The organism is Methylorubrum suomiense (assembly GCF_022179765.1).
In the GTDB taxonomy this organism is placed as follows: Bacteria; Pseudomonadota; Alphaproteobacteria; order Rhizobiales; family Beijerinckiaceae; genus Methylobacterium; species Methylobacterium suomiense.
In genome coordinates this window covers 26,028-51,254 of record NZ_BPRE01000007.1, presented here as the reverse complement: position 1 = coordinate 51,254, position 25,227 = coordinate 26,028, and the positions used below count along the sequence as shown (strand labels likewise).

Sequence of the window (25,227 nt, the reverse complement as noted above, 5' to 3'; positions counted from 1 at the left end):
GCGAAACGTCCTTCGCTCCCCACGTCTCTGCGCATGTTGGCCCACGGGGGGTCTTGTGACGGACGCGAAGAACGCAGTCCGTTCACCGGCGCACCGCATCATCGAAATCCCCTGATCCGCGTCCCGAGCGCAACATTCCTGCGATCTTAGCAGGAGATGATTGCGCTTCGATCAGCTGAGGCAGAAGATCGATTTGCGTCGGCACGCGCCGGAACGCGCAACATTTGTCTTAAGGGGACCGTGATGAGCAGCGTGAATGTCGAAATGGTGAAGTGCGCCTGCCCGGACTGCGTCTGCGTGGTCTCGCTGGAAAAGGCGGTGAAGCGCGAGGAGAAGGCGTTCTGCTGCGACGAGTGCGCCGACGGCCATCCCGAGCACAATGGCTGCGACCACGCCGGCTGCACCTGCCACGGCTGAAGCGTCGAGGCCGGGCCCTGGTCAGGGGAGCGGCAATTCGTAGAGCCGTGCCGGGAGTCCTTTGAAAGGGGTTTCGACGCGGAACAGATGTCCGGCCATCGGGTCGATGGCCGGATCACGCCCGCGCAGGCAGGTCGTCACGTAGAGCGTCGTGAGGTCCGGCCCGCCGAAGGCGCATTTTGTGACGAGCGCCGTGGGAATCGGCAGTACGCGCTCGATGCTTCCGTCGGGGCGGAAGCGCGTGATGCGCGAGGCGCCGTAGTGGCAGATCCACAGATGCCCCTCGGCATCGAGCGTCAGGCCGTCGGGCTTGCCCCATCCATTCTCGAAGCGGATCAAGGGTTCCGCCGGGCCGATCTCGCCGCCTTCGAGGGTATGGGTCCGCACGATCCCCTCGGCCGTATCGATGGTGTAGAGCCGTCGCCCATCCGGGCTCGCCACCGGCCCGTTCGTCACCGCCGCGAGCCCGCCGAACGTCGCGAGCCGGGTGCCGTCGAACCGGTGATAGCTGCCGGTCTCGGCCTCCTCCGCATCGTCCATGCTGCCGAAATAGAGGCTGCCGTCAGGGCCGATATTGCCGCTGTTCAGACGGTTGCCCTCGGGAAAATCGTCGGGCCGCACGATCGGCCGGCGCGTCCCGTCGGCGAGGTTCAGCGCCGCCACGCCGGAACGGAAACCCGCCACGACGACATCCGGATCAGTCGTCGGTAAAGCAAAGCTCAGCTTCTCGTCGAGACCGAGCCGTTTGGTCTCGCCGGTCTGCGTCCAATGCCGCCAGATGGCGGGATTCTCGATGTCGACCCACAGAAGCGAGGCGTCGCGCGCGTCCCAAATGATCTCCTCCCCAAGGGTGCAACCGCAGGCCACCGCGACACGGGCAGGTTCGGGATGGATCGTCGGGGTCATCGCAGCTCCGCGAACTGAGAGGTCGCAGGTCAACGCCCGGCGGCCCGGTTTGTCACGAAGCCTTGAAGCCAGTTCGGTCGGCTGATCCCATCGAATCCTCGTCCTGAGATGCGCAGCGAAGCGGAACCGCGAAGGAAGGCTTCGGACGTCTCAGCGATCCCTCGAAGCCTCGTTCCCGGCCGCCGACGCGGCACCTTGGGATGAGGAGTTGGCAAGGGCGAGCCGGACAAAGCCCCTCAGCGAGTCTGCTCGGCGATGATCTCCGTGTTGATGGCGAAGGCCGCCATGGCGCCTTCCGCTGCCGCGACGACGGCGAACTGGACCCGGCGCGACGCGTCGCCGGCCACGAACAATCCCGGCACGTTGGTGCGCTCGTATTCGCGGGTCGGGACGACCCCGCGCTTCTCGTCGAGGTCGCAACCGAGTTCGGTGATGAGCGGGGAGGGGCTGCAGGCGAAGGGCATCACGAACAACGCCGCGCAGGGAATGTCGCTGCCGTCCCGGAAATACAGGCGATGCGGGCGGGCCCCGTCGCCGTCGAGCCGGTCGACCGAGGCCTCGACGATGCGGATGCCGTTGCGGGTGAGGCGGGCGCGGTCCTTGTCTGTAAGCTCCGCGTCGGCGCCATCGGTGCAGAGCGTCACGTCACGGCTCCAGGCTGACAATTCGAGGGCGAGCCCGCTTCCGCCATGTCCGCGTCCGTAGATCGCGAGGGGCCGGTCGCGCACCTCGTAGCCGTCGCAATACGGGCAGGAATGCACCCCCGTGCCCCAGTAGATGTCGAAGCCGGAGACCGGGGGCAGATCCTGGCGAAGGCCGGTTGCGAGGATCATGCGGCGGGCCTGCTCGCTTCGTCCGTCGGCGAGGCGCACGGAGAAAGCCTCGCCGTCGCGGGAGGCACCGATCACCTCGACATCGCGAATTTCGACGGTGTCGTAGCGGGCGAGATCGGCCCGTGCCTGCGCCCGCAACGCGGTGGGCGGGGTGCCGTCGCGCGCGAAAAGGCCCCAGGTCGCCGGCGTTCCGGCATTGCGCGGATGCCCGGCGTCGCAGAGCAAGACGCGGCGTCGCGCCCGGCCGAGGATCAGGGCGGCGTTGAGCCCGGCGGGGCCACCACCCACGATGATGACGTCGTACATGCCGTCTCCCGGGCTGACCCGGGAGACAAGTGTTCGGGCAGAAAAGAGTTCAGACGGAGTACGGCGATCAGGCCGCGCTCTTCACCGGCACGCCCTTCTCGGACAGGAACTGCTGGAGTTCACCGGACTGGAACATCTCGCGGGCGATGTCGCAACCGCCGACGAACTCACCCTTCACGTAGATCTGCGGGATGGTCGGCCAGTTGGAGAAGGCCTTGATGCCCTCGCGGATGCCCATGTCGTCGAGCACGTTCACGCCCTTGAACGGGACGCCCAGGTAATTGAGGATCTGGACGACCTGACCGGAGAAGCCGCACATCGGGAATTGCGGCGTGCCCTTCATGAACACGACCACGTCCTGCGACGCGATCTCGTTCTGGATCGTGGTGTTGGTGTCAGTCATCGCGTGGTCCTCGTCGAGCTTTCGTTCATGCCACTGGCCGTGAGGTCAGGACGGCCCGTCCGAATACAAGGCCGTACCACCCTGCGCGGCACATCTCCGCTTCAATCCTGGGGGACGCCCGTGGTCAGCGCAAGAGCGTGGAGCACGCCGCCCATGCGCCCCTGCAGCGCGCCGTAGACCATCTGGTGCTGGGCGACACGGGTCTTGCCCTTGAACGCGGCGGAAATGACCGTTGCGGCGTAATGGTCGCCATCGCCGGCGAGATCCTTGATCTCGACCTTCGCGTCGGGCAGCGCCTCGCGGATCATCGCCTCGATGTCGCGCGCATCCATCGGCATGGGGTGTCTCCCGTTTCTCGTGTCGCCCGGAAGTTCACCCTGGATTTCGGATCCAGGGCGATCCTCCGGAGTGTTGGTCCGCACCGGCTGTTCCCGAAAGCCGTCATCCACCTTTCGGGCCGATGCTCTAGGCCGCCGGAGCGGCGGGCTGGCTCGCCATATAGGTGGGGAACCAGCCCTCGTGGGCCGACTTCAACGCGGCCACCGCAATCGATTCTTGGCCCGGCAGGACGAGGCTGTCACCCCCGACGATGCCCACGGTCGCGGCGTCGATCCCCTGCGCCGAGGCGCTGTAGAGGAGATCGGCGGCCGCCTCGGCCGGGACGGCGATGAGGTAGCGGCCCTGATCCTCGCCGAACAGGTAGGCATGGACCGGCAGCTTTCCGTCCGGCACCGCGGGAAGCGTCGCGCCGATCCCCCCGGCCATCGCCATCTCGGCGAGCGCCACGGCGAGACCCCCATCCGACAGGTCGTGGACCGTGTCGGCGATCCCGGACACGATCAGGCTGCGCACGAAGTCGCCGGCCCGGCGCTCGGCAGCGAGATCGACGGGGGGCGGCGCCCCCTCCTCGCGGCCGGCGATCTCGGAAAGATACAGCGACTGGCCGAGCCAACCCTCGGTGCGGCCGATCAGCACCAGCACGTCCCCCTCGCGCTTGAGCGAGAGCGTCGCGTGCCGCTCCACGTCATCGAGGACGCCGACGCCGCCGATGGTCGGGGTCGGCAGAATGCCGACGCCGTTGGTCTCGTTGTAGAGCGAGACGTTGCCGGATACGACGGGGAAGTCGAGGGCCTTGCAGGCCTCGCCGATGCCCTTGAGGCAGCCGACGAGCTGGCCCATCACCTCGGGCTTCTCGGGATTGCCGAAGTTGAGGTTGTCGGTGATCGCCAGCGGGCGCCCGCCGACGGCGGTGATGTTGCGCCACGCCTCGGCCACGGCCTGGCGCCCACCCTCCACCGGATCGGCCTCGCAGTAGCGCGGCGTCACGTCGGTGGAGATGGCCAGCCCCTTCGGACCGTCCTCGATGCGCACGATCGCCGCGTCGCCGCCAGGCTTCTGCACGGTGTTGCCAAGGATGAAGTGGTCGTACTGCTCGTAGACCCAGCGCTTGGAGGCGAGTTCGGGCGAGCCGATCAGGCGCGTCAGGGCCTCGGCATTCGGGACCGGCGCCGCCACATCGGCGGCGGCGATCACCGGCTGGTGCGTGTTGGCGATGTGCGGGCGGTCGTAGAGGGGGGCCTCGTCACCGAGTTCCTTGATCGGCAGGTCGGCGACCGTCTCGCCGTTGTGCTTGATGACGAAGCGGAGCGTGTCGGTGGTGTGGCCGATGACGGCGAAGTCGAGACCCCACTTGACGAAGATGGCTTGGGCTTCCGCCTCCATGCCGGGCTTGAGCACCATAAGCATGCGCTCCTGGCTCTCGGACAGCATCATCTCGTAAGGGCTCATGCCCTCTTCGCGGGTCGGCACCTTCTCGAGATGCAGCTCGACGCCGAGATCGCCCTTGGCGCCCATCTCCACCGCCGAACAGGTCAGCCCGGCCGCGCCCATATCCTGAATCGCGATGACGGCGCCGGAGGCCATCAGCTCCAGGCAGGCCTCGAGCAGCAGCTTCTCGGCGAAGGGATCGCCGACCTGCACGGTCGGGCGCTTCGACTCGCTCTCCTCGTCGAATTCGGCGGACGCCATGGTGGCGCCGTGGATGCCGTCGCGTCCGGTCTTGGAGCCGAGATAGACGATCGGGTTCCCGACGCCGGTCGCCGCCGCGTAGAAGATGGAATCGGCCCGCGCCAGGCCGACCGCCATGGCATTGACCAGGATGTTGCCGTCGTAGCGCCGGTGGAAGCCGACAAGGCCCCCCACCGTCGGCACGCCGAAGGAATTCCCGTAGCCGCCGACGCCCGCGACGACGCCCGAGACGAGGTGGCGGGTGCGCGGATGGTCGGGCGAGCCGAAGCGGAGCGCGTTCAGGGCGGCGATGGGGCGGGCCCCCATGGTGAACACGTCGCGCAGGATGCCGCCGACGCCGGTCGCCGCGCCCTGATACGGCTCGATGAAGCTCGGATGGTTGTGGCTCTCCATCTTGAAGACGCAGGCCAGACCGTCGCCAATATCGATGACGCCGGCATTCTCGCCGGGGCCCTGGATCACCCACGGCGCCGAGGTCGGCAGCCCGCGCAAATGTTTACGCGAGGACTTGTAGGAGCAGTGCTCGTTCCACATCGCCGAGACGATGCCGAGCTCGGTCAGGGTCGGCTCACGACCGACGAGCGCGCGGAAGCGCTCGTACTCGTCGGGCGTCAGACCGTGCTGGCGCACGAGCTCGGGGGTTATCGGAACATCGTTGCGAAACATTCGCAGCCCTTGCTCAAAATCCTCGCCGCGCGAGCGTCCAAACGACGGCGCCGCTGCCCCGCCAGACCCGCGGCCGATCCCCGCAAGAACCGGCGCGACGCAGGCTTCGCTCTAGAGCGGAACGGGGGCGGCTGCAAACACGGAACGGCATCGCAACATGATCGCGCGCGATACGGTCTCGGCTTTTCCTCACAATTCCTTGACCGGTTCCAAGATGGCAAGCCCCTAGGTCTTCGTGGCCGGAGCCGCGATCCGGGCAACCGCCGCGTGGACCGGCTCGGGTCCGGCCACGAAGGCCGCGTAATCGAAGGCACCCGGCTTCCGGCTCGACATCAGGAGCTGGAAATGCATGCGGAACAGGTTCCAGCGCCGCCGCGCGACGATGGCCGGCTCGATCAGATCCTCGATGGACACCCGCAGCACCGCGAAACGCCCCGGCGGTGGCGCGGGCAACCCCGAGGCACTCACGGGATCGCGCAGGTGAATCGACAGCCAATCCCAACTGGCGCGCACGTCGAGCCAGCCGATGCGGGTCTCGCCGCCGATCCGGGCGAGGGCATTCCGCGTCCGCTCGGCCCGGGGATCGAGGGTGATCCAGGGAATCACGCTGCCGATCGTCACGAGAGTCACCGGCGTACCCCGCGATCCAAAATCGGGATCCTGGGCAAGGATGCGGTCGAGGACTTCGAGGGCGAGGAAGCTCGAGGAGGAATGGCCGATCACGACGATCTCGGAGGCGACCCCTTCGGCGGCGCGGATACGCTCGGCCCAGGGAGCCAGACGTTCGCGCATCGCCAGCTCACGGCCGGACGCATGGTCGTGGGTGAAGGCGGTGTCGTCGACGAGATGGGCGACATAGAGCGGTCTTCCCCGCGTCACCCGCATCACGAGGCTGAGGATCGCGTAGGCGAGAGGCGGTACGACGGCTGCGGTGGCGAGGCCCGGCCAGCCCGCGGGCCATACGATCGCGACGAGTCCTGCGGCGAGCGCGAGGCTCAGCACGACGAGGACCAAGTAGATGAGGTGGATGCCGAGGATGACGCGGTGGAAGCGCCGCGCCTCGCGCCGGAATGCCCTAAGATAGCCACTGCGCCACAAGCGCCACCAGAGGGCAGGCACCTCGGCGAGGCGGCGCATGTTCGAGCGGGGGAAGCGGGCACGCACGATATCGTCCCAGCGCAGCAGGCTGTAGCGCAGGCGGGTGACCGCGCCATCGACATCGCTCGTCACGTCCCAATCGAGACTGATCTCGTCGCCGGAGCGCACCGGTTCGCCGACCGTGATGCCGATTCCCCGCCGCTCCGCCGTGATGCGACTCTCCCGGCGGAACAGACCCCAATACGTCTCCGGCGGGCGCGGGTCGAAGCCCGGCAGGTAGAAGACCTGCCGCACCAGCTCGGAAGGGTCGGGGCGGGAAATGGCGTGCGGCCCTTGTTGCGACGTGCGGCCAGCGGCCGTTTCCGTTGCCTACACGATGGCGCACGGGGGGCGCGAGGGCAAAAGGGCAACGGCCCAGGCTTCCACATCACCGCCGTCATCCTCGGGCCCTGATCAGCGCCCCAGGCTGACGGCGTCCGGTGACCGCTCGCTGCGTCAGCCCGCCTCCAGCCATTCCTGCAACCGGGTCCAGCGGCGGCGCACGGTATGATCCTGCACCGCCGTCCGGATGGCCCGGGGCTGGCCGATCAGGACCACGAGGCGACGTCCCCGGGTCAGCCCCGTGTAGAGGAGGTTGCGCGCCAGCATGGTGCGGTGCTGCGTCACCACCGGAATCACCACGGCCGGGTATTCCGAGCCCTGCGCCTTGTGGATCGTGGTGGCGAAGGCCGGCACCAGCGTGTCGAGTTCGGCAAAGGGATAGACGACCGCGCGCCCGTCGAAATCGACGCTGAGCACCTCCTCCGCCATATCGATCGCGGCGATCGTGCCGAGATCGCCGTTGAACACGTCGCGGTCGTAATCGTTGCGGGTCTCCATCACCCGGTCTCCGGGGGCGAAGCGCCAACCGAAGCGCTCGACCAGCGTGGGCGGATTGGGGTTCAGGACCGCCTGGAGCCGGTGGTTCAGGTTGCGGCTGCCGAGGGATCCACGGATCATCGGCGTCAGAACCTGGATGTCCCGGGTCGGATCGAGGCCGAAGCGACGGGGGATGCGCCGGGCCACCGCCTCGATCAGGGTCTCGACGCCGGCATCCGGATCGTCGATCTCGATGATGTGGAAGTCGCTCGGCTCGCCCCGCGGCGGGGTCTCGGGCACACATCCGCTGTTGACCCGATGGGCGCTCGTCACGATCCGGCTCTGCGCCGCCTGGCGGAAGATCTCGGTGAGCCGGGCCACGGGGACGCGCCCGGAGGCGATCACGTCGGCCAGCACCTGTCCCGGACCGACCGAGGGAAGCTGATCGACATCGCCGACGAGGATCAGCGCCGCACGCTCGGGTATCGCCTTCAGCAGGGCATGCATCAGCGGCACGTCGACCATGGACATCTCGTCGATGACGACGAGATCGGCGTCGAGGGGATTGGTCTCGTCGCGCTGGAAGCCACCGTTGCGCGGGTCGATCTCCAGAAGGCGGTGGATCGTGCGCGCTTCGAGCCCCGTCTGCTCGGCCATGCGCTTGGCGGCGCGGCCGGTCGGGGCGGCGAGCAGCACGCGGACGCCCTTGGCCGTGAGGATGCGCAGGATCGCGTCGAGGGTGCTGGTCTTGCCGACGCCCGGCCCGCCGGTCAGCACGCAGAGTTTTGCGGACAGCGCGAGATCCACGGCTTCGGCCTGAGACGCGGAGAGCGCCTTGCCGGTCCTCGCCTCGACCCAGGGGCGGGCACGTCCGAGAAAATCGATCGGCGGCCAGGACGGCGTGCCCCCGGCACGGTCGAGGAGGCGGGCAGCGATGGCACGCTCGGCCCCGTGCAGGCCCTTCAGGAACAGGCAGGGCTCGCCCCGGAGCGTATCAGCGACGACATCCCGGCCCTCGCGCAGCGCCAGAGCGGCGGCGCAGCGCACCAAATCGGGTGCGACGTCGAGCAGATCGGCGGCCGAGCGCACGAGGGCATCGACGGGGAGGCCGCAATGGCCCTCGTCCATCGCTTTCTGGAGCGCGTAGGCGACACCGGCAGCGAGGCGCCGCGGCGCCTCGCGGGCGAGCCCGAGCCGGAGCGCGATCGCATCGGCCGTGCGAAAACCGATGCCCCGGATGTCGCGGGCCAAGCGGTATGGGTCCTCCGCCATGACCTTCAGGGATTCATGGCCGTAGGTGCGGAAGATGCGGGTCGCCCGCGCGGTGCCCACGCCGTGGGCGTGCAGGAAGATCATGATCTCCCGCACGGCCTTCTGCTCGGCCCAGCCCTTCACGATGCGGGCAGCACGGGTCTTGCCGATGCCCTCGACCTCGGTGAGGCGGCCGGGCGCGGCCTCGATGATCTCGAAGACGGCCTCGCCGAAGGCCGCGACGATGCGCTTGGCCATGAGCGGACCGATGCCGCGCATCTGACCCGAGGCGAGGTAGCGCTCGATTCCCTCGATCCCGGTCGGCGCCGTGACCTGAAGCGTCTCGGCCCGAAACTGGAGCCCGTGCTCACGATCGTTTGTCCAGCGGCCGGAGGCGGTCATCCACTCGCCGGCGGCGATGGCGGGCGCGTGCCCCACCACGGGAACGAGATCGCGCTTACCCCGGGCATGGACCTTCAGGACGCAGAAGCCGGTCTCCGGGCTGTGGAAGGTCACCCGCTCGACGGAGCCCGCCAGCACATCCATGCGTCACCGAATCCAGGTTTCGAAAGGACAAGTCCTTTCGCGGGTCCAGGGCGGAGCCCTGATCTAGGAGGGAAACCGGGGCTCTGCCCCAGTGCCCCGCCAAAGGGCTTGCCCTTTGGGAACCCGTTACGCGGCCCGTCCGCGCCCTGCCTTCTTGGCCGGCGGCCAGCCCAATGCCCGCAGGCGGGCCTTGGCGTAGTCGCGCACCTCCTCGCGGGTGCCGTGGGGCATGGCGTTGAGGATGCCCTGGCTGCGCTCGTCGAGCATGAGATCGGTGACGGCGTTGATCGATTCCGCCTCGTCGATCAGTCGCTTCAGGTCGGCTTCCTGCTCGGTCACCTCGTCGAAGGCGGGCGGGGCGTCGTAATCCTCGTCCACCGCGCGGATCGGCACACCGTGGTTCTGGCGGAACTCGTCGGCCTCCTCCTCGGAATAGACGAGCCCGTGCAACTCGATCAGCTTGAGGATCACCCGGTCCTTCGCCCGCTTCTCGGCCATGGCGTAGACGTAAGCCGCCTGCCGGCCCGAGACGCGGTAATTCACGTTCACCAGCGCCTCGCCGATGGACCACTCGACCCGCTCCTCCCCGGCCTTCTCGCCAGGCATGTGGCCGGTGACGAGAATCACCGCCTCGTCGCGCTCCGAGCGGATCAGCGTCGGCGGGTCGAAGCGGATGCGGGTGTGAGCGGCGATGCGCTCCAGCGTCTTGTGATAGATCACGGCGGTGCCCTGCACGCGCCAGACATTGCCCGCGAAGGGCTCGCCGTAGCGCACGAGGATATCGGCAATCTGCTTGTCGGCGGTTCTCATGGTGCGTCCCGATCTGGGGGCGGAGCCCGTGAGCGAAAGGTGCTGCGGCCGCGCTTGTTCGTGTTTTGTTCTGTTGACGATTTATATGTGGATAAGTGTGGACGACGCAATGCATCCGCCTGCGGCGGCCGGTCGCTGTCGCCTGTGGATAAGCCTGTTGAAGAAGGCCGGACTCGTCCCATCCGCCCCCCTCATCCTGAGGTGCTGCGAAGCAGCCTCGAAGAAGGACTCCAGGGATCGCTCGACTTCTGGAACCCTCCTTCGAGGCTCCGCTTCGATCCGCACCTCAGGATGAGGGAATTTGTTTGGATGAACCTCAGCCGGGTCCCGCCCCGCGACCCGCGGCGTCGCTCAGAAACTCGCGGATCGCGTCGGTGAAGCGCTCGCCATAGGCCTCGCGCTTGCGCTCGCCGACTCCGTGGATCGAGCGGAGCGCCCAGAGATCCACCGGCTTGCCGCGGGCCATCTCGATCAGGGTGCGATCGGGAAACACCATGAAGGCCGCGATGCCTTCCGCCCGGGCGATGGTGGCGCGCAGCCCTCTCAGGTGCTGGAACAGCGCCTCGTCGGCCTCGTTGAGGCCATCGGCGCCGTCCTCGGTGCGGGTGGTGCGGCGGCTGCGCGGCTCGGCCTTCTTCGGTTCGGGATCCGGGCGCACCTGCACGGTCTCGCGGCCGAACAGGATCGCCTCGCCCTTCTCGGTCATGACGAGGCCGCCATAGCCGTCGGTGTTCTCGGCCACCGCGCCGGCCGCGAAGAGCTGGCGCAGCAGCGCGCGCCAAGCGGTCACCGGCTTGTCCGCGCCGACCCCGAAGGTCTTGAGGGCGGCGTGGCCGTTGCGGCGGATCTGCTCGCTCTCCTTCCCATGCACCACGTCGCAGACATAGGCCGCACCGAAACGCTGGCCGGTGCGCACGATCGCCGAGAGCAGCTTCTGCGCGCTCACCGTGCCGTCGATCAAAGTGACGCCGCCGCGACAGAGATCGCAGCGTCCACAGGGCTGGCTCGCCTCGCCGAAATAGCCGAGCAGCGATTGCCGGCGGCAGGCCGCGCCCTCGCAGAGCGCGATCATCGCCTCGAGCTTGCGTCGCTCGACCCGGCGGCGCTCGTCCGGAATCTCCTTCTCGTCGATCTGGCGACGGCGGAGCGCCATGTCGTCGAGACCGTAGAGGGTGAGCGTGTCGGACGGCAGGCCGTCGCGGCCGGCGCGGCCGATCTCCTGATAATAGCCCTCGATATTGGTCGGCATGTCGGCGTGGCAGACGTAGCGCACGTCCGGCTTGTTGATGCCCATGCCGAAGGCGATCGTGGCGGTCATCACCACTCCGTCCTCTTGCAGGAACGTATCCTGGTTCTTTGCCCGCGTGCCCTGATCGAGACCGGCATGATAGGGCAGGGCGTTGAAGCCGTCGGCCTTCAGGGTATCGGCCAGTTGCTCCACGCGCTTGCGCGAGGAGCAGTAGATGATCCCACTCTCCGAGCGGCGGTTCTTCAGGAAGCGTTCGAGCTGCCGCGTCGGGTTGTCCTTGGGCTGAAAGGTCAGCCGGATGTTCGGCCGGTCGAAGGAATGGACGAAGGTCTTGGGGGGGCGGCCCGCGGGAAACAGCCGCTCGGCGATCTCGGCGCGGGTCGCCGCATCCGCCGTGGCGGTCAGCGCCAGGGTCTGCACGTTGCCGAGCGCTTCGCGGGCGCGGGCGATCTCGCGATATTCGGGCCGGAAGTCGTGTCCCCATTGCGAGACGCAATGGGCCTCGTCGACCGCAAGCCGGCACACACCCGCGCTCTGCAGCGCCTCCATGCAGCCATCCATCAGGAGACGCTCGGGGGACACGAACAGCAGGCGCAGATCGCGCGCGCGGATCTTCCGCCACGTCTCGCGGGAGGTCGTCTCGGCCACGGTGGAATTGAGGGTTGCCGCCTCGATGCCGAAGGCGTGCATCTGCTGCACCTGATCGTGCATCAGCGCGATCAGCGGCGAGACCACCACGGTCAGCCCGTCATCGACGAGAGCCGGCAACTGGTAGGTCATCGACTTGCCCGAGCCCGTCGGCATCACCGCGAAGACGTCGTCGCCGTCGAGCACGGCCCCGATCACCTCGTCCTGCCCGGGCCGGAAATCGTCGTAGCCGAAGGTCTTTTGGAGCGCGGCACGGGCCTCGGCGAGGCGAGCGGACATGAGGTCTCGGAGGGCTCAGGGGGGGAGGGGTGCGGACCAGCTTATCGCAGCCGGCCGATAGGCAGCCATATCGCAGATGACCGGCGATCGCGCGAGCCGATGCGCCGCAGGATCTGGGTCGGCTCACCCATCTCCCGGCAGAATTCGACCCTCGGCGACGCGGACGAGGTCGGCCCGGCCCTTCAACTCGCCGAACAGGGCCGGATCGGCGCCCGTCATCCAGACCTGGCTCTCCAAGGCCTCGAGGGCGTCGAACAATCCGCCGCGACGGCGCGGATCGAGATGGGCCGCCACCTCGTCGAGGAGGATCAGCGGCGAGAGGCCGCTCATGGCGCGCACGAGGCGGGCATGGGCCAGGACGAGACCGATCAGGAGTGCCTTCTGCTCGCCGGTGGAGGCCGTGGCCGCCGGCACGTCCTTGGGGCCGTGACGCACGACGAGGTCGGTGGTTTGCGGGCCGATGAGCGTGCGGCCGGCCGCACGGTCGCGATGGCGCCCCTGCATCAGCGCCCGCCGGAACCGGTCCTCGGCCTCCAAGGCGGGCCAGACCGCGACGAGGTCGTCGAGATCGCCCTCAAGACGGATCGACGCCCAGGGGAAGGGCGCGGCATCGTCCCGGGTCTCGGCGATGAGCCGGTCCAGGCGCTCCGCGGTCTCGCGGCGGGCGAGCGCCACGGCGACGCCGAGTTCGGCCACCTCGCGCTCGACCGCGTCGAGCCAGCGGGCGTCGTCCGGGCGCTCGTCGAGCAGGCGGTTGCGCGAGCGCAGGGCCCGCTCCATCGCCGAGACGCGGGCGCCGTGGCTGGCATCGACGGCGAGGACCAGCCGATCGAGGAAGCGGCGCCGGTCGCCCGCCGGACCGCGGAACAGCCCGTCGAGATCGGGCGTCAGCCAGACGATCCGCAAGAATTCCGAGAAGGCGACCGGCGAGGGAGCCGCCGCCCCGTCGATGCGGCAGACCCGCGTGCCGCGCGCCTCGTAGACCGGGGGCTCGTAGCCGGTGCCGAGCCGATGCTCGGCCTCGCCGCTGTCGAGCGTCAGCGAGACCGCGAAGCCGCCGGGCCCGGAAACCCGCGCCATGGTGGCGAGATCCGCCCGGCGCAGGCCGCGACCGGGGCAGAACAGCGAGACCGCCTCCAGCAGATTGGTCTTGCCCGCCCCGTTCTCGCCGACCAGCGCCACGAAGCGGCGCGCGGTCGACAGATCGAGATCGACGTGGTTGCGGAAATCGCGGGCGATCAGGCGGGTGAGGCGCGTCGCCGGGGCTGGTGCTTCATTCATACGGCAGCAGGCCGGACCGATCTCGGGCAGAATGGATGACGCGATCGATCAGGACGGCGTCGTCGCCGACACGGTGGAGAATCAGATAGGAACGGAACACCAGAACGCGGACTTCTGCCGCGATCTCCGGTGTCGGCCGGCCCTGGAACGGGGTGTGGGAAAGAGATCGGCACCGCTCGCGAAGTTCCGTGACGAAGCTCACGGCGCGCTTCGGATCGTCAACCGCAATGAAATCGCCGATATCCCTGAGGTCCGCTCGCGCCCGCCGCGAGATGACGACCGATCTCACGAGCCGGCCGCATCCCTCGTCTCGTAGCGCGCGGCAAGCGCGTCGAGAACATCCTCGACCGGCTCATACGCGCCGCTCTCGACGCCCTCGACCCATGCCGTGCGCAATTCCGATAGTCGCTCTTCGCGCAAGCGCAGGAGACGAATGCCGTCGACCACGGCCTCGTCGATCGAAGCGTAGCGCCCGGCCGCAACGAGATCATCGACGAAGGCCGCGTTTTCCGGGTTGAGGACGACAGGTTCGGACATGGGCTCCCTCGCGCCGGCCAATCTAACCGGTCGATCCGAGCGAGGCGAGGGACCCTTTCGCCTCACACCCGCATCGGCATCAGCACGTAGAGCGCCGGGGCCCCGTCGCGATCCTGGATCAGCGTCGGCGAGCCCGGATCGGCGAGCTTGAACAGGGCGGTGTCGCCCTGGAGCTGGGCGGTGATGTCCAGGAGGTAGCGGGCGTTGAAGCCGATATCGAGCGCGGCGGCCTCGTAATCGGCGTCGAGCTCCTCGGTCGCCGATCCGGCATCCGGGTTCGTCACCGAGAGGGCGAGCCGCCCTTCCGTCACCGAGAGCTTCACGGCGCGGCCGCGCTCGGACGAGATGGTCGAGACCCGGTCGACGGCGCGGGCGAAGGCGTCACGCTCCACCGTCAGGCGCTTGTCGTTGCCGGTCGGGATCACCCGCTGGTAATCCGGGAAGGTGCCGTCGATCAGCTTCGAGATCAGCGTCACCCCACCGGCGAAGGTAAGGCGGATCTTGGCCGGCGAGATCTCGACCTCGACGCTCTCGCCGCCGTCATCCACGAGCTTCTGAATCTCCGCCACGGCCTTGCGCGGGACGATGATGCCCGGCATGCCGCGGCTGCCCTCGGGCGCGGCGGTCTCGACCCGAGCCAGTCGATGCCCGTCGGTGGCGACGGCGCGGAGCTTGGCCTCGCCTTCGACCTCCACCGCGTGGAGGTAAATACCGTTGAGGTAGTAGCGGGTCTCCTCCGTCGAGATCGCGAACTGCGTCTTCTCGATGAGGAGCTTCAGCTCGGCCGCCGGGATCGAGAAGGAGTGCGGCAGCTCGCCCGCGGCGAGATCGGGAAAATCACCCTCGGGCAGCGCGCCCAGCGCGAAGCGCGAGCGGCCGGACCGGATCGTCATCTGCCCGGTCTCGCCGGAGGTCTCGAGCGAGACCTGCGCGCCGTCGGGGAGCTTGCGGACGATGTCGTAGATGACATGGGCCGGCACCGTGGTGGCGCCCGCATCCAGAACGTCCGCCGGCACGGTCTCGGTGACCTCGATATCGAGGTCGGTCGCCTTCAGCTGCAGGCCGTTCTCGGCGGTGCGCAGCAGGACGTTGGAGAGGATCGGGATGGTGTTGCGCCGCTCCACCACCCGGTGCACGTGGCCGAGCGATCTGAGGAGGGCCGCGCGCTCGACAGTGACTCTCATCGACGGATCCGTGATCTTTCGCAACAACGCCCGCCCGCCAGGAGGCTCGGCCCGGAGCCGTGAGCGGAAAAGGGCCGTATAGCTTGGCGAAGCCCCCTGCCGAAGGCAAGGGCACGGGGGCGCCTGTCCCGCCTCGCGGCATGCGAACGCACCCGCGCCAAGCGCGCGGGTGGCCTCGGGCAGCCGATCTCGGCGTGCACCGACGCCGGACTTTACCTGCAGCGCCCTGCGCCGTCGCGGAGCTCCGGCATTGGAGCCGGAATCAGAGCCGCGGAGACCGGCGCAGGACGTTCCCGCAGGGTCAGTCCTGAAGCATGCGCTTCAGCAACTCGACCTCATCCCCCAACACCGCGTCCTCGCCGATCTGCTTCTCGATCTTGCGCACGGCATGGAGCACCGTGGTGTGATCGCGTCCGCCGAAGCGGCGGCCGATCTCGGGGAGCGAGCGGAGCGTCAGCACCTTCGACAGATACATCGCGATCTGGCGGGGCTTGACGACGGCGGCGGTGCGCCGTTCGGACAGGATGTCGGAGCGCGAGACATTGTAGCGCGAGGCGACCAGTTTCTGGATGTCCTCGATCTTCACCCGCTTCGGCTCGCGATTCTTGACGAGATCGCGGATCGCCGATTCCGCGGTCTCGACCGTCACCGGGGCACCGGTCAGCGTCGCGTGGGCGAGCAAGCGGTTGACCGCACCTTCGAGATCGCGACCATTCGCCGTGATCGCGCGGGCCACGTAAGCCGAGACCGCCGGCGAGACTTCGAAGTTCGGGTGGCTCTGGCGCACGGCGGCGAGGCGCGCAGACAGGATCGACGTGCGAAGCCCCTCGTCGAGAGTGCCGATCTCGACGACGAGTCCGCCGGCGAGACGCGAGCGGACCCGCTCGTCGAGGGTCTCGAGTTCGGTCGGCGGCCGGTCCGAGGCGACCACGACCTGACGGCCGGAATCGATGAGGGCGTTCAGGGTATGGCCGAACTCGGTCTGGATCGACTTGCCCTGGATGAACTGCACGTCGTCGAGGATCAGCAGGTCGATCGCCCGCAGCTTCTCTTTGAAGGCGAGCGCGCTCTGCGTCTTCAAGGCGTTGACGAAGCCATACATGAACCGGTCGGCGGTGAGATAGATGACCCGCCGGCCCGATTCGCGGGCGGCATGTCCTGCGGCGTGAAGCAGGTGGGTCTTGCCGAGGCCGACCCCGGCATGGACGTAGAGCGGGTTGTACAGAGCGCCCTCGCCGTCGTTGCGGGCGATCCGCTCGGCTGCGGCATGCGCCAGCGCGTTGGAGCGGCCGACCACGAAGCTCGCGAAGGTCAGGCGCGCATCGAGGGGCGCCCCGTTGAGATCGACCGCGGCCGATTCACCGCGCGGCACCGCGATCTCGGTCTCGACCATCGGGCCGGGGCCCTGAAGCGCCGCGGGCGTCGCCGTGGCGTGGAGCCGAGTCAGCGGCCCGCTCGTCGGGCTGGGCTTGCCCGCATTGGCGACGGGGCGCGACGGCGCGGAGGGGCCACGCACGCCCACCTCGATCCGACCGACGCTCTCGGCCTCGGCCCGGAAGGTGGTGAGCACCCGGTCGAGATAATGCGATTCGATCCAGCTCTTCAGGAAGCGGGTCGGCACGGTAAGGCGGGCCACGCCGCCGGAGACCTCTTCCAGTTCGAGCCGGGCGAACCAGCTCGCGAACACATCCTCGCCCAGTTCGGCCCGAAGGCGCCGCTTCACCCGCCCCCAGGCGGCGGACACGTCGATCCCGTTCCTCCCATCGCCGCCATTCCCGCCGTCCGCCATGCTGCCGTCGAGGTGCATCGAAACTCTCCTCGCACCCGCCCGGCGGACCGGACGGCTGCGTACGCAAACGCTACACGAGAGGGCCCACCCGACTCAGGCGGGACCGAATGAACTCCGCGACGCTGTCAAGAGGCGCGTCGACGGCCATCGCTCAAGAAGGCTGTGTATCAACAATCCTCTATCGTTCTCCTAACAGCGGGACGATCGGGGACAACTTCTTCGCTGGCACGGAGACGTGATCGGGCCTTCGCCGAGTCGAGAGCGGGGGACCATCTTGGGGAAGACTCGCGCAGCATCGGTGCTCACCTTGTGCAGCGCCCCCGCTATCAAGGTTTTGTTAAGCTACACGTCGCGCCACGACTCGGCGAGTCGATAACGATTCGAACGTGGTTAATGGATATTTGCCAATGCTGGTGCGCCATGGCGCAAGAGGCAATCCGGAAGTATGGCGCGAAACCTGTGGACACCGGACCGAGTCCGGTGGATGGGCGCGCCCCTCATGGGGACAGCGAAGGCCTCGTTTCGCGCACGAAAAAAGCCCGGCACACGGCCGGGCTTGTGTCGTCCATAACGATGTCACCCGGCCGACGGCCGGGCGAAGGGGCTTAGGCGGCGATGGCCTTCACCCGGGCGGCGAGGCGCGAGACCTTCCGCGAGGCGTTGTTCTTGTGAACGATGCCGTGCTGGGCAGCGCGCATGATCTCCGGCTCGGCAGCGCGGAGGGCGGCCAGAGCGTTGGACTGATCGCCCGAGGCGATGGCCTCCTCGACCTTGCGGACGAAGGTGCGCATCCGCGAGCGGCGCGAGCGGTTGATCGCCGTGCGCTTGGCGATCTTGCGGGTCATCTTCTTGGCCGACACGGTGTTGGCCATGGGGCATCCTCGTCTGGTCGCGGCGGCAACGACCCGAATACGGGATTTTCCCGTGTCGGTCAGCGCAGCCTGAATGATTGGCAATGGCGAAGCGCCCGGTCACCGAGAGCGGCCGGTCGCGGAGCGGGTCCTATAGCGGTGCCCCCGCGCTCCGTCAACAAATCGTCACGCCGCGGCGGCCCTGCCGATTTCCTTGCCTCGAAACGCCGGAGAAGCGTTGCCAAGCGGAATTCGATCCGCTAATGCCGCCTCCGGTTCGGCGACGGCACCGCCCGCCGAACCCGCGCTGCGGTAGCTCAGTGGTAGAGCACCTCATTGGTAATGAGGAGGTCGAGAGTTCAATCCTCTCTCGCAGCACCATTTATTTCAACGACTTAGCTGACAATTTATGAAGTGCTCGCGGGTTCTGATGAACCCATAGCTCTTCCCTGAACCTGTCGTTAGGTTCAGCGCATGCCTGAATCGTCCCCCCTCATCTCCGAACTGTTCAAGGCGAAAGCCGTCACCGACGACGACGTGAACCGCCTCGTGGAGGCAGTGCTCGACGGCTCAACGGACCGGGCCCCGCTTGCCGATGGCTACGCGGTCGATCTGGCCGCAGCCGTGGAGGCGAGCGCTTTCGCCAAGTCGGTGCTGGGCAACAAGGACAGCGCACCGGCCACACGGCGTAGCGCGGCCCGGACGGCGATCCTGCTGGCGCGGGCCGAGAAGGCGTGAGCCTCGACGTCGAGGTCTGGGATTACACCTTCGGCGAGCGCGCCCCGGACTTCGTGCTTACGATCCGCGGCGAGACGATAGGGCGGGTCTACCACTGCGAGGTTCGACACGGTGGCCCGCGGTGGGTCTGGACGATCGTGTGCGCGATGCGGTGGGGGACTGTCGAGAAGCCCGCAATCCCGCTCGGGGGCGAGGCCGAGACGAAGGCCGAAGCAATCGAGGAGCTTCGCGCCTCATGGGCTGTCGAGCGCGAATGGCGGCGCCGACTGCGCGAGGTGACGGCGACGACGCATGGGTGCTGGTCGGGCAATCTGCTCGCAGCAGTGTGGTGGGGATACGAAGCGGAGGCCGGACGCGAAAAAGGCGCCCCGGCCGAAGCCGAGGCGCCTGGAGCGTGAACAGGTGTCAACGGCCGAGGATCAGCCGCGCGGACGGCCCGTGATCGCCTTGAGCATGATGTCCCGCGTCTCCTTCATCTCATCGCGTACCGAATTCACGAGGACGTCAATTCGCTGCTCCAAGCGCGTGATGACGTCGCCGGTGACGTAGGTCCGGGCGACCTCGATCTTGAAGGCGTTCAGCTTCTCGTTCAGCGACGCAATCTCGATCTTGGCCGCCGCCATGTCGATCGTCAGCGGAGAGACAGCGTCCTTCGTCCCGGCTCGGAACTTGCCGGTCACCCAATCGGCGAGCTTGCCCAGCCCAATCACGAACAGGGCGAAGGCGAAGAGCACGGGCCAGGTGACCGGGCCGGCCGAGAGGAACGAGGTATCCATCGGATCAGGCTTTCAGCAGGCGGGCAGCACCAGCTCGCGCCAGCGTCGTCAGCGGTGAGGAGACGAAGAAGGCGGTCAGGATCGTGGCCTCGATCGCCACGTACTCGGTCGGCAGCGGCTCGATGGGCCAGCCAAGCGCAAAGGTCTTCGAGAGGCACATCGCCCCGAAGTGGATCGCGGGCGGGATGCCGATGCCGTAGATCAGCCCTTTGAAGGCGGGGGCGATGGCCGCCTTCGCGGAGTTCGCCGCCATCTCCGCCTGAACGACCTGCACCGCCACATCGCGTTGCGTGTTCTGGCCGTTTTCCATCCCCTTGAGGATCGGCCCCAGCACCGAGTTGCCGAACACCTTGATCAGGCCCGAGCCGAAGGTGCCGAGAAGGCTTCCGATCGGGTTGGAGAGCCAGCCGAGGAGGTTCATCGCGGCGGCTCCCGCGCCGGCAGCGTCGCGAGCTTGGTCGCGTAGGCGCGGGCCGCGAGGCGGGCGACAGCGAGGACCGCCGCGACCTTGGTGCCCGGCAGCCACTCCGGCAGCAGCGGCGCTAGATCGATACCGGGCAGCGCGTCGAGGACGTCGGGCAAGGCCATCAACGCGGCCAGCAGGTAGACCCGCCAGCCGGAGGCAGCACGCCAGCAGCGGCGCAGGCCAAGACGGGCCCGTGCGAGGATAGGGCGGGGCGCCATGGTTCAGCCTTTCCGGAACGCCGAGTGGATCAGGTCGTAGAGCCCGGCCAGTCCGGAGCGGACCGCGCCGCCGGTCGCCTGGACCCCGGAACGAAGAAGCCCGCCGGAGGGGGCGGGCTGGGGAGCGGGAGCAGGCGGGACCTTCGTGATCGGCGCCAGCGGATCGGGTAGCGGTTTCGCCACCGGGACAGCCGCGGATGACGCCCAGACCGGATGGGGATCGCCCCGGCGCGCGCGTGGCAGCGCTTGGCTGTAGGGGGTCGCGGCCTGGTCCCGCTCGCCCTGCCGGCGCGGGATGATGACCGCGGGCTTGTTCCACATCAGGAACGCCTCGATCGCGCCCGCCATGTCGCCCGCGTTGGCGCGGCGCACGACCGAGCTTTGTGCAAAGCCGACGGGCCCGATGTTGTAGGCCAGCGACACGCAGGCGTCGAAGAACTCCTGCGGCCACGCCCGATCGGAGCGCAGCGCCTTGCGGACCGGGTCGACGTATTTCGCGACGGCCTGCGCGAACAGCGCATCGCTCTGCGCCTTCGTGATCTTGAGCCCAGGTGTGACCTTGATGAGCCCCGAGGCCGTGGTGACCCCGACGCCGATGGTCCAAACGTCGACCGAATCCTTGTAGGCGGTCAGCCGCTCGCCTTCGCGCGCCACGAGGGCCGCGCGTCCGATGGGGGAGAGGTCCATCGCGATCTCCGATGTGGGTGGACTAGATTTGGGCGAGCTTTGCCCGGATCGGCCGGTACGTTCCGAACAGCCGATCCCACGCGGTCGTGACAACGCCGAAGTTCACCTCGTCGCCGCGGTGGTGCATCGCGTGCCGGATCTTCAGACCGTAGAGCGGATGCCCAGGCGCGACCCGCCAGTGATGCACGGCGTGGTGGGCGGCGATGTAGGCGAGATACCCGAGGGCGATGCCCGCGAGGATGCCGGCCGACAGCACCAGGAACAGCGCCCCGAAGACGAGGAGCGAATGCCAGGACGTGACCCCGGTTCGGCCCGAGGGCTTGGCATGGTGCTCGTCATGGCCCGCCTTGAACAGGGGCAGGCGGTGGAACAGCACGCGGTGAATGGCGTACTCGGCGAGCGTCCAAGCGACGAGGCCGAGGACGATGCCCGGCAGCGTGGCGCCGCCGAACAGGATCAGCGCCAGCGCGAGCGCCGGCATCGACACGAAGTCGGCATAGTAGGCGAGGCGGGACATGATGATTCCGGGGTGGGCGGGATCAGAGAGGAGCCGCGCGCCCGCGCAAGCCCGCGAGTGAGATTGCCGGGGGCGACCGCTTCCCCTGCGCCGTCACCAGCTGCCCGCCGCGTAGGGGACACGCTTCCAGGTGTTCGTCGCGACGCAGCGGTACTCGTAATTGGCATCCCAGGAGTGTTGCCCTTTGGTGCAGGCCGTCACGCTGGTCGCCGGGATCAACGGGCTGGGCTCATAGATCTGCCCCGTCACGGAGAGGTTGCCGAAAACCCCGTTTCCGGCCCCGTCGATGGAGAAGCTCTTGCCGATGATTTGCTGGCCGGAGAAAGCGCCGTCTCGCAGGTCGATGCCGGCGGCTCCAGTCGAAGCGACGCGGATCGCGGCGAGGCTTTTTGCGCCGGCGATGTTCAACCCAACGGGGGCGGTCGATGCGTCGCTGATGGCCGCATTGGTGAAGCTGGCCGCCGTGAAGGTGCCGATGCCGAGACCGATGGTGCCGGTGGTGCCGATGTCGATCGTGGTATCGGCGAGGGGACCGACGAACCGGGTGCCGAACAACGAGCGGCCAGTCTCCTCAACGCCCTCGATCGAGATTGCGGACGTGGAGCGGTTCGACCCGGCCATCCGGATGTAGAGGCCGAGGCAGTTCGAGACGCCCGCGACGCAATCGGTGCCGGAATTGTTCGTGAAGTCGAGTTCGGTGTTCGTGTGGAACGTCGGGATCACGCCCCGCTGAAGCATGAAATTGTTGGCCTGGGACCAACTCTGTCCCCCGCCGGCGACCACCTCCGTCTCGTTGTAGATGCCGACCTTCGCGTTGATGAAGGCGTCGTTGACCCACGTCCACCGAACCGTGCCATCGGTCAGATTGAAGGGGAGATCGGTCGGACGCGAGCCCGGCAGCACCGCCGTCGCGCCCGTGGTGCCCGCCTGGATCACCCGATAGGTGGCGTTGCCGACGTTGACGTTGTCGCCGAGCGCGTAGGCCGTCGATTGCGTGTAGGGCTTGGCATAGCCCGTCTTGATCGTGGTGGTGATGCCGAGGGTCTGCTCTTCGGCTTGGCCGTCCATCTGCGTCTGCGCGGAGAGGAAGAGCGAGGCGCGTTGATGGTCGAAGAACAGCGGGTCGATCGAACCGTTCGGCGGCCCGTTTACGCATGACAGAGACGGGCAGAACGAGATGGCGTTGCCTGCGCCGAACATGATGACGTTCGGGTTTTTCTCACCGGCCATACTGAGATCAGCCGGCGATTTGGTCTTGATCTCGAATTTTCCGGGGGCTGAAACGAACTTCCCGGTCGCGGTGTCGATGTAGCCCATCGGGGCCATCGTCCCGCTGACACGATCCTTGACCGCAAGCGAGCGCTGGGAGCCGCTATTCTGTAGGCCGATCTCCGGCAGGATGAAGGTCTGAGCCAGCACAGGGGCCGACCCGAAGAGGCAGGACGCGACCGCCAGGGCGGCGAGTGCCGCGCGGAACATCGGGATCATGTGAAGTCCCTTCACTTCGGCTGGAGAGCGGCGGCGGCGAGCAGGCTTTCCACCTGCAAATCGGTCAGGCCGAGCGTGGCCTGGACGAAGACGAGCAGCGCGCACCCTGGTGAGACGAACGCCGTCGTCTGGTAGGCCCGGTGGACCGGGCTCGACGGATCGGCGGGGACGGCACCCGCGACCATCGCAGTCGAGCCGGGGAACATTCCCTCGAGCGCCCCGAAGAGCTGGCCCGTGGTGGGAGGCAGCGTCGCCAGGAGCTGCTCGCCGGTGACGTCGACGGTGACGGCCGTGCCTTGGCGCCCGATCCTCACCGTGCCCGAGGGCGATCGGACATCGACCGGGAACGTCGGGCGCAGGGGATAGCTCGGCATCGGGGCGACCTCAGGCGATTTCGACCGGCTCGCAGAAGATCTCTTCTGTCTCCGGGCCGATGGTGACGAAGACCCGCGCGTCGTAGAGGCCGGGTTCGAGGCAGAGCAGCGAGCCGGCGGGGAACACCGCCTCGACGATGCCGGGGTTGGAGACGACGAGCGAACCGCCCACGAGCGAGGCCGCGAGCACGGGGGCCGGCTCCTGCCTGCCCCAGCACCCGCGATGGGGCGCCCGGGGCGTCACCTGGAGCGCGACTTCGGAGCAGGCCGAAAAGTCGATCAGCCCGGCATCCGTGACGTCGAGGCGACCGCGCTCATCGGCGCTGCGGAAGACGTGCCGGAAGCGCCACTGCGCCTGCCGGGACACCGCGCCGAGGGTGTTCATGAAGGACGGCATCGGCTCAGAGCTTCAGATAGAAGGTGCCGAGGCGCATCGGCGAAAGGTTCGAGACCGGCACGTCGCCGCCGGGGTTGGGCTGCGAGACGCTGAACGTCTTCGCGCCGGGGGGCGTCGTCTGGGCGCCCTTCAAGCGGATGAGGATGTTCGAGACGTTGGCGATCGTGCCGCCGTCACCGAACGCCAGATTGATGAGCGCTTCGGGCGAGACGTAGCCGTGCGACGGGTAATCGACGGTCACCGTGCCCGACGGCAGAACGGCCGGGAGGTTCCGGTTGGTCAGGCTGGACAGGGCATCGCCCCCGACCTGCGCCGTCGCCTGCGCATCGCCAAGGAGCGAAAACCGCGCCCCCGACACCGTGCCGGTCGAGCCGGCCGCCGCGGGCTGGGACAGCGTGATCGTGGTGCCGGCGATGTCCGTCACCGTGGTGCCGGACGAGATGCCGTCCGCCGTCACCGTCATGCCGATCGCGAGCCGGGACGCGCTGGCGACGGTGGCAGTGGTCGAGCCGGCGGTGAGCGTCAGATCGGTGATCGTCTGCAATCGCCCGGCCGGGCTCGATCCCATGTCGTCGAGACCGGCCTGCACGAGGCCCTGCATCGTCGGGATGACGATCTGCTTGCCGGCCGCGAAATCGCTCGCCGCCGACGTGCCGCGCCCGCCGACCACCGAGGCGACCGTGTCGGGGAAGGTGTTCCAGAGATAGGCGAAGGCGGTCGCAGCGGACGCGGAAGCGAGCTCCGTCGCGCCCGACCCGGCGCCGCCGAGCGTGCGGCCGTTCATCCGCACCCAGCCGGGGAGGATTCCGGCGTCCATGCGCCACTTCACGTCACCGGTGCTGGCGACGGCGGACGGATCGATCGTCCCGCCGCCGCTGCCGCTATCCGTGGTCGGCGGTACGGAGCCAAGGCCATCGTCGCGCCACAGCGTTTCGCCGTAGGGGCCGAGGACCTGCTCCGCGTAGCGCACCTCCGGCAGGTAGATGCGCGGGAATCGGCCGTTGCCGTCCGCCTTCACCGGATGGGGCAGGGGCTTCGTCAGCCCTGGATCGGAATAGACCGTGAGCGGGCTCGTCGTACCGGCCGCGAAAAACGCGACGCTGGGCGACAGCAGCGGCCGACCCGAGGCGTCGAGGACCTGCTGTCGCGACTTCGGCCACGACTCGGTCGCCGACGCGGACGCGATCAGGCCCAGCGCGAGCGCGAGCCCGGCAGCGAGCGGATGATGCATGGGGAGGCCTGGAAACGAAGAAGCCCCGCACGGGGGCGGGGCATCAGGGTCCGGCGCGCAGCGCTGCGGACGGTGATCAATTCGCGGGTTTCGCCCGACGGGTCAAGGGTGTTGCCGTGCGGCTCTCGACAACCTCACCGCAGCACGTGCCGAACAGCCCTGGCTCTGGTCTTATAGCAGGGCCGGAGTGAACCCCCTCTGAGGGCAATAGCTTCAGGGTGCGGTCGTGCTACTCTGCGGCCATGCCTGCCACACGATCGCAAGCGCTCTGGTGCCTCGCGCAAATCGCGTTCATCGCGGCCCTAACGCACGGCATGTCGGTGCCGCCCGAAGGCTACAACGTGCCGATCAACCCGGCGCAGGTGATGGTCAGCTTCGGTGTCTCGGTCATCATG

Annotated in this window: 27 protein-coding genes and 1 tRNA gene; 4 read left to right on the top strand and 24 right to left on the bottom strand. The window is 68.2% G+C overall.

Annotation, left to right across the window (positions count from 1 at the left end):
• Nucleotides 1–243: 243 nt before the first annotated feature.
• The gene (locus tag MFF26_RS12425; protein WP_137828096.1) at nucleotides 244–417 is read left to right on the top strand and encodes a metallothionein; all 174 of its coding nucleotides are present in this window, start codon (nucleotides 244–246) and stop codon (nucleotides 415–417) included.
• Between the two features lie 21 nt (nucleotides 418–438).
• Here the strand turns inward: MFF26_RS12425 and MFF26_RS12420 are convergent, their stop codons facing one another.
• From MFF26_RS12420 to rpsT, 15 genes are all read right to left on the bottom strand, one after another.
• Entirely contained in the window at nucleotides 439–1,323 is an 885-nt protein-coding gene (locus MFF26_RS12420) for an SMP-30/gluconolactonase/LRE family protein (protein WP_137828095.1), read from the bottom strand.
• Nucleotides 1,324–1,559: 236 nt separating this feature from the next.
• Entirely contained in the window at nucleotides 1,560–2,462 is a 903-nt protein-coding gene (locus tag MFF26_RS12415; protein ID WP_238308067.1) for an NAD(P)/FAD-dependent oxidoreductase, read from the bottom strand.
• A 67-nt stretch (nucleotides 2,463–2,529) separates the two neighbouring features.
• Nucleotides 2,530–2,865: a Grx4 family monothiol glutaredoxin gene (gene grxD / locus MFF26_RS12410; RefSeq protein ID WP_056243117.1), complete on the bottom strand. Its 336-nt coding sequence runs from the start codon at nucleotides 2,863–2,865 to the stop codon at nucleotides 2,530–2,532.
• Between the two features lie 101 nt (nucleotides 2,866–2,966).
• Nucleotides 2,967–3,203, bottom strand: a complete 237-nt coding sequence (locus MFF26_RS12405) for a BolA family protein (RefSeq protein ID WP_137828093.1) — start codon at nucleotides 3,201–3,203, stop codon at nucleotides 2,967–2,969.
• A gap of 127 nt (nucleotides 3,204–3,330) precedes the next feature.
• On the bottom strand, nucleotides 3,331–5,559 hold the full coding sequence (purL, locus tag MFF26_RS12400; RefSeq protein ID WP_137828092.1) for a phosphoribosylformylglycinamidine synthase subunit PurL: 2,229 nt from the start codon (nucleotides 5,557–5,559) through the stop codon (nucleotides 3,331–3,333).
• Nucleotides 5,560–5,784: 225 nt separating this feature from the next.
• The gene (locus tag MFF26_RS12395; protein ID WP_137828091.1) at nucleotides 5,785–6,951 is read right to left on the bottom strand and encodes a hydrolase; all 1,167 of its coding nucleotides are present in this window, start codon (nucleotides 6,949–6,951) and stop codon (nucleotides 5,785–5,787) included.
• A gap of 201 nt (nucleotides 6,952–7,152) precedes the next feature.
• Nucleotides 7,153–9,312 carry an SF1B family DNA helicase RecD2 gene (gene recD2 / locus MFF26_RS12390; protein ID WP_137828090.1) on the bottom strand — a complete coding sequence of 720 codons (2,160 nt, stop codon included), beginning with the start codon at nucleotides 9,310–9,312 and terminating at the stop codon, nucleotides 7,153–7,155.
• Nucleotides 9,313–9,438: 126 nt separating this feature from the next.
• Complete coding sequence (locus tag MFF26_RS12385) at nucleotides 9,439–10,122, bottom strand: trna delta -isopentenylpyrophosphate transferase (RefSeq protein ID WP_137828089.1); 684 nt, start codon at nucleotides 10,120–10,122, stop codon at nucleotides 9,439–9,441.
• A 316-nt stretch (nucleotides 10,123–10,438) separates the two neighbouring features.
• Nucleotides 10,439–12,298 (bottom strand): DNA helicase RecQ, encoded by a 1,860-nt coding sequence (recQ, locus tag MFF26_RS12380; protein WP_137828088.1) that lies wholly within the window; start codon nucleotides 12,296–12,298, stop codon nucleotides 10,439–10,441.
• A gap of 123 nt (nucleotides 12,299–12,421) precedes the next feature.
• Nucleotides 12,422–13,579 (bottom strand): DNA replication/repair protein RecF, encoded by a 1,158-nt coding sequence (recF, locus tag MFF26_RS12375; RefSeq protein ID WP_137828087.1) that lies wholly within the window; start codon nucleotides 13,577–13,579, stop codon nucleotides 12,422–12,424.
• A complete protein-coding gene (locus MFF26_RS12370; protein ID WP_137828086.1) occupies nucleotides 13,572–13,868 on the bottom strand; it encodes a type II toxin-antitoxin system RelE/ParE family toxin in 297 nt (98 codons plus the stop codon). The genes recF and MFF26_RS12370 overlap by 8 nt, the downstream gene beginning before the upstream one ends.
• A complete protein-coding gene (locus tag MFF26_RS12365; protein WP_137828085.1) occupies nucleotides 13,865–14,116 on the bottom strand; it encodes a type II toxin-antitoxin system ParD family antitoxin in 252 nt (83 codons plus the stop codon). The genes MFF26_RS12370 and MFF26_RS12365 overlap by 4 nt, the downstream gene beginning before the upstream one ends.
• A 62-nt stretch (nucleotides 14,117–14,178) precedes the next feature.
• Nucleotides 14,179–15,300: a DNA polymerase III subunit beta gene (dnaN, locus tag MFF26_RS12360; protein WP_137828084.1), complete on the bottom strand. Its 1,122-nt coding sequence runs from the start codon at nucleotides 15,298–15,300 to the stop codon at nucleotides 14,179–14,181.
• Between the two features lie 301 nt (nucleotides 15,301–15,601).
• Nucleotides 15,602–17,107, bottom strand: a complete 1,506-nt coding sequence (gene dnaA / locus MFF26_RS12355; RefSeq protein ID WP_137828083.1) for a chromosomal replication initiator protein DnaA — start codon at nucleotides 17,105–17,107, stop codon at nucleotides 15,602–15,604.
• A 587-nt stretch (nucleotides 17,108–17,694) separates the two neighbouring features.
• Nucleotides 17,695–17,961, bottom strand: coding sequence for a 30S ribosomal protein S20 (gene rpsT, locus MFF26_RS12350; RefSeq protein ID WP_137828082.1), 267 nt, complete (start codon nucleotides 17,959–17,961; stop codon nucleotides 17,695–17,697).
• Between the two features lie 285 nt (nucleotides 17,962–18,246).
• Between rpsT and MFF26_RS12345 the strand changes: the two genes are divergently transcribed.
• From MFF26_RS12345 to MFF26_RS12335, 3 genes are all read left to right on the top strand, one after another.
• A tRNA-Thr gene (locus tag MFF26_RS12345) sits at nucleotides 18,247–18,321 on the top strand.
• Between the two features lie 93 nt (nucleotides 18,322–18,414).
• The gene (locus tag MFF26_RS12340; protein ID WP_238308066.1) at nucleotides 18,415–18,678 is read left to right on the top strand and encodes a hypothetical protein; all 264 of its coding nucleotides are present in this window, start codon (nucleotides 18,415–18,417) and stop codon (nucleotides 18,676–18,678) included.
• On the top strand, nucleotides 18,675–19,076 hold the full coding sequence (locus tag MFF26_RS12335; RefSeq protein WP_238308065.1) for a hypothetical protein: 402 nt from the start codon (nucleotides 18,675–18,677) through the stop codon (nucleotides 19,074–19,076). Before MFF26_RS12340 ends, MFF26_RS12335 begins: the two co-directional genes overlap by 4 nt.
• Before the next feature lie 21 nt (nucleotides 19,077–19,097).
• On the opposite strand, the gene MFF26_RS12330 is transcribed toward MFF26_RS12335, so the two are convergent.
• The 9 genes from MFF26_RS12330 to MFF26_RS12290 form a co-directional block, all read right to left on the bottom strand.
• The gene (locus MFF26_RS12330) at nucleotides 19,098–19,454 is read right to left on the bottom strand and encodes a hypothetical protein (protein WP_238308064.1); all 357 of its coding nucleotides are present in this window, start codon (nucleotides 19,452–19,454) and stop codon (nucleotides 19,098–19,100) included.
• A gap of 4 nt (nucleotides 19,455–19,458) precedes the next feature.
• Entirely contained in the window at nucleotides 19,459–19,875 is a 417-nt protein-coding gene (locus tag MFF26_RS12325; protein ID WP_238308063.1) for a hypothetical protein, read from the bottom strand.
• The gene (locus tag MFF26_RS12320) at nucleotides 19,872–20,138 is read right to left on the bottom strand and encodes a hypothetical protein (RefSeq protein WP_238308062.1); all 267 of its coding nucleotides are present in this window, start codon (nucleotides 20,136–20,138) and stop codon (nucleotides 19,872–19,874) included. The genes MFF26_RS12325 and MFF26_RS12320 overlap by 4 nt, the downstream gene beginning before the upstream one ends.
• A 3-nt stretch (nucleotides 20,139–20,141) precedes the next feature.
• On the bottom strand, nucleotides 20,142–20,825 hold the full coding sequence (locus MFF26_RS12315; protein ID WP_238308061.1) for a lysozyme: 684 nt from the start codon (nucleotides 20,823–20,825) through the stop codon (nucleotides 20,142–20,144).
• Between the two features lie 22 nt (nucleotides 20,826–20,847).
• Nucleotides 20,848–21,342, bottom strand: coding sequence for a sterol desaturase family protein (locus MFF26_RS12310; protein WP_238308060.1), 495 nt, complete (start codon nucleotides 21,340–21,342; stop codon nucleotides 20,848–20,850).
• A gap of 93 nt (nucleotides 21,343–21,435) precedes the next feature.
• Nucleotides 21,436–22,830, bottom strand: coding sequence for a hypothetical protein (locus MFF26_RS12305; RefSeq protein ID WP_238308059.1), 1,395 nt, complete (start codon nucleotides 22,828–22,830; stop codon nucleotides 21,436–21,438).
• An 11-nt stretch (nucleotides 22,831–22,841) separates the two neighbouring features.
• Nucleotides 22,842–23,204, bottom strand: a complete 363-nt coding sequence (locus MFF26_RS12300; protein ID WP_238308058.1) for a hypothetical protein — start codon at nucleotides 23,202–23,204, stop codon at nucleotides 22,842–22,844.
• A gap of 10 nt (nucleotides 23,205–23,214) precedes the next feature.
• Nucleotides 23,215–23,589 carry a hypothetical protein gene (locus MFF26_RS12295; protein ID WP_238308057.1) on the bottom strand — a complete coding sequence of 125 codons (375 nt, stop codon included), beginning with the start codon at nucleotides 23,587–23,589 and terminating at the stop codon, nucleotides 23,215–23,217.
• Between the two features lie 16 nt (nucleotides 23,590–23,605).
• Nucleotides 23,606–24,832 carry a hypothetical protein gene (locus tag MFF26_RS12290; RefSeq protein WP_238308056.1) on the bottom strand — a complete coding sequence of 409 codons (1,227 nt, stop codon included), beginning with the start codon at nucleotides 24,830–24,832 and terminating at the stop codon, nucleotides 23,606–23,608.
• Nucleotides 24,833–25,227: the final 395 nt, after the last annotated feature.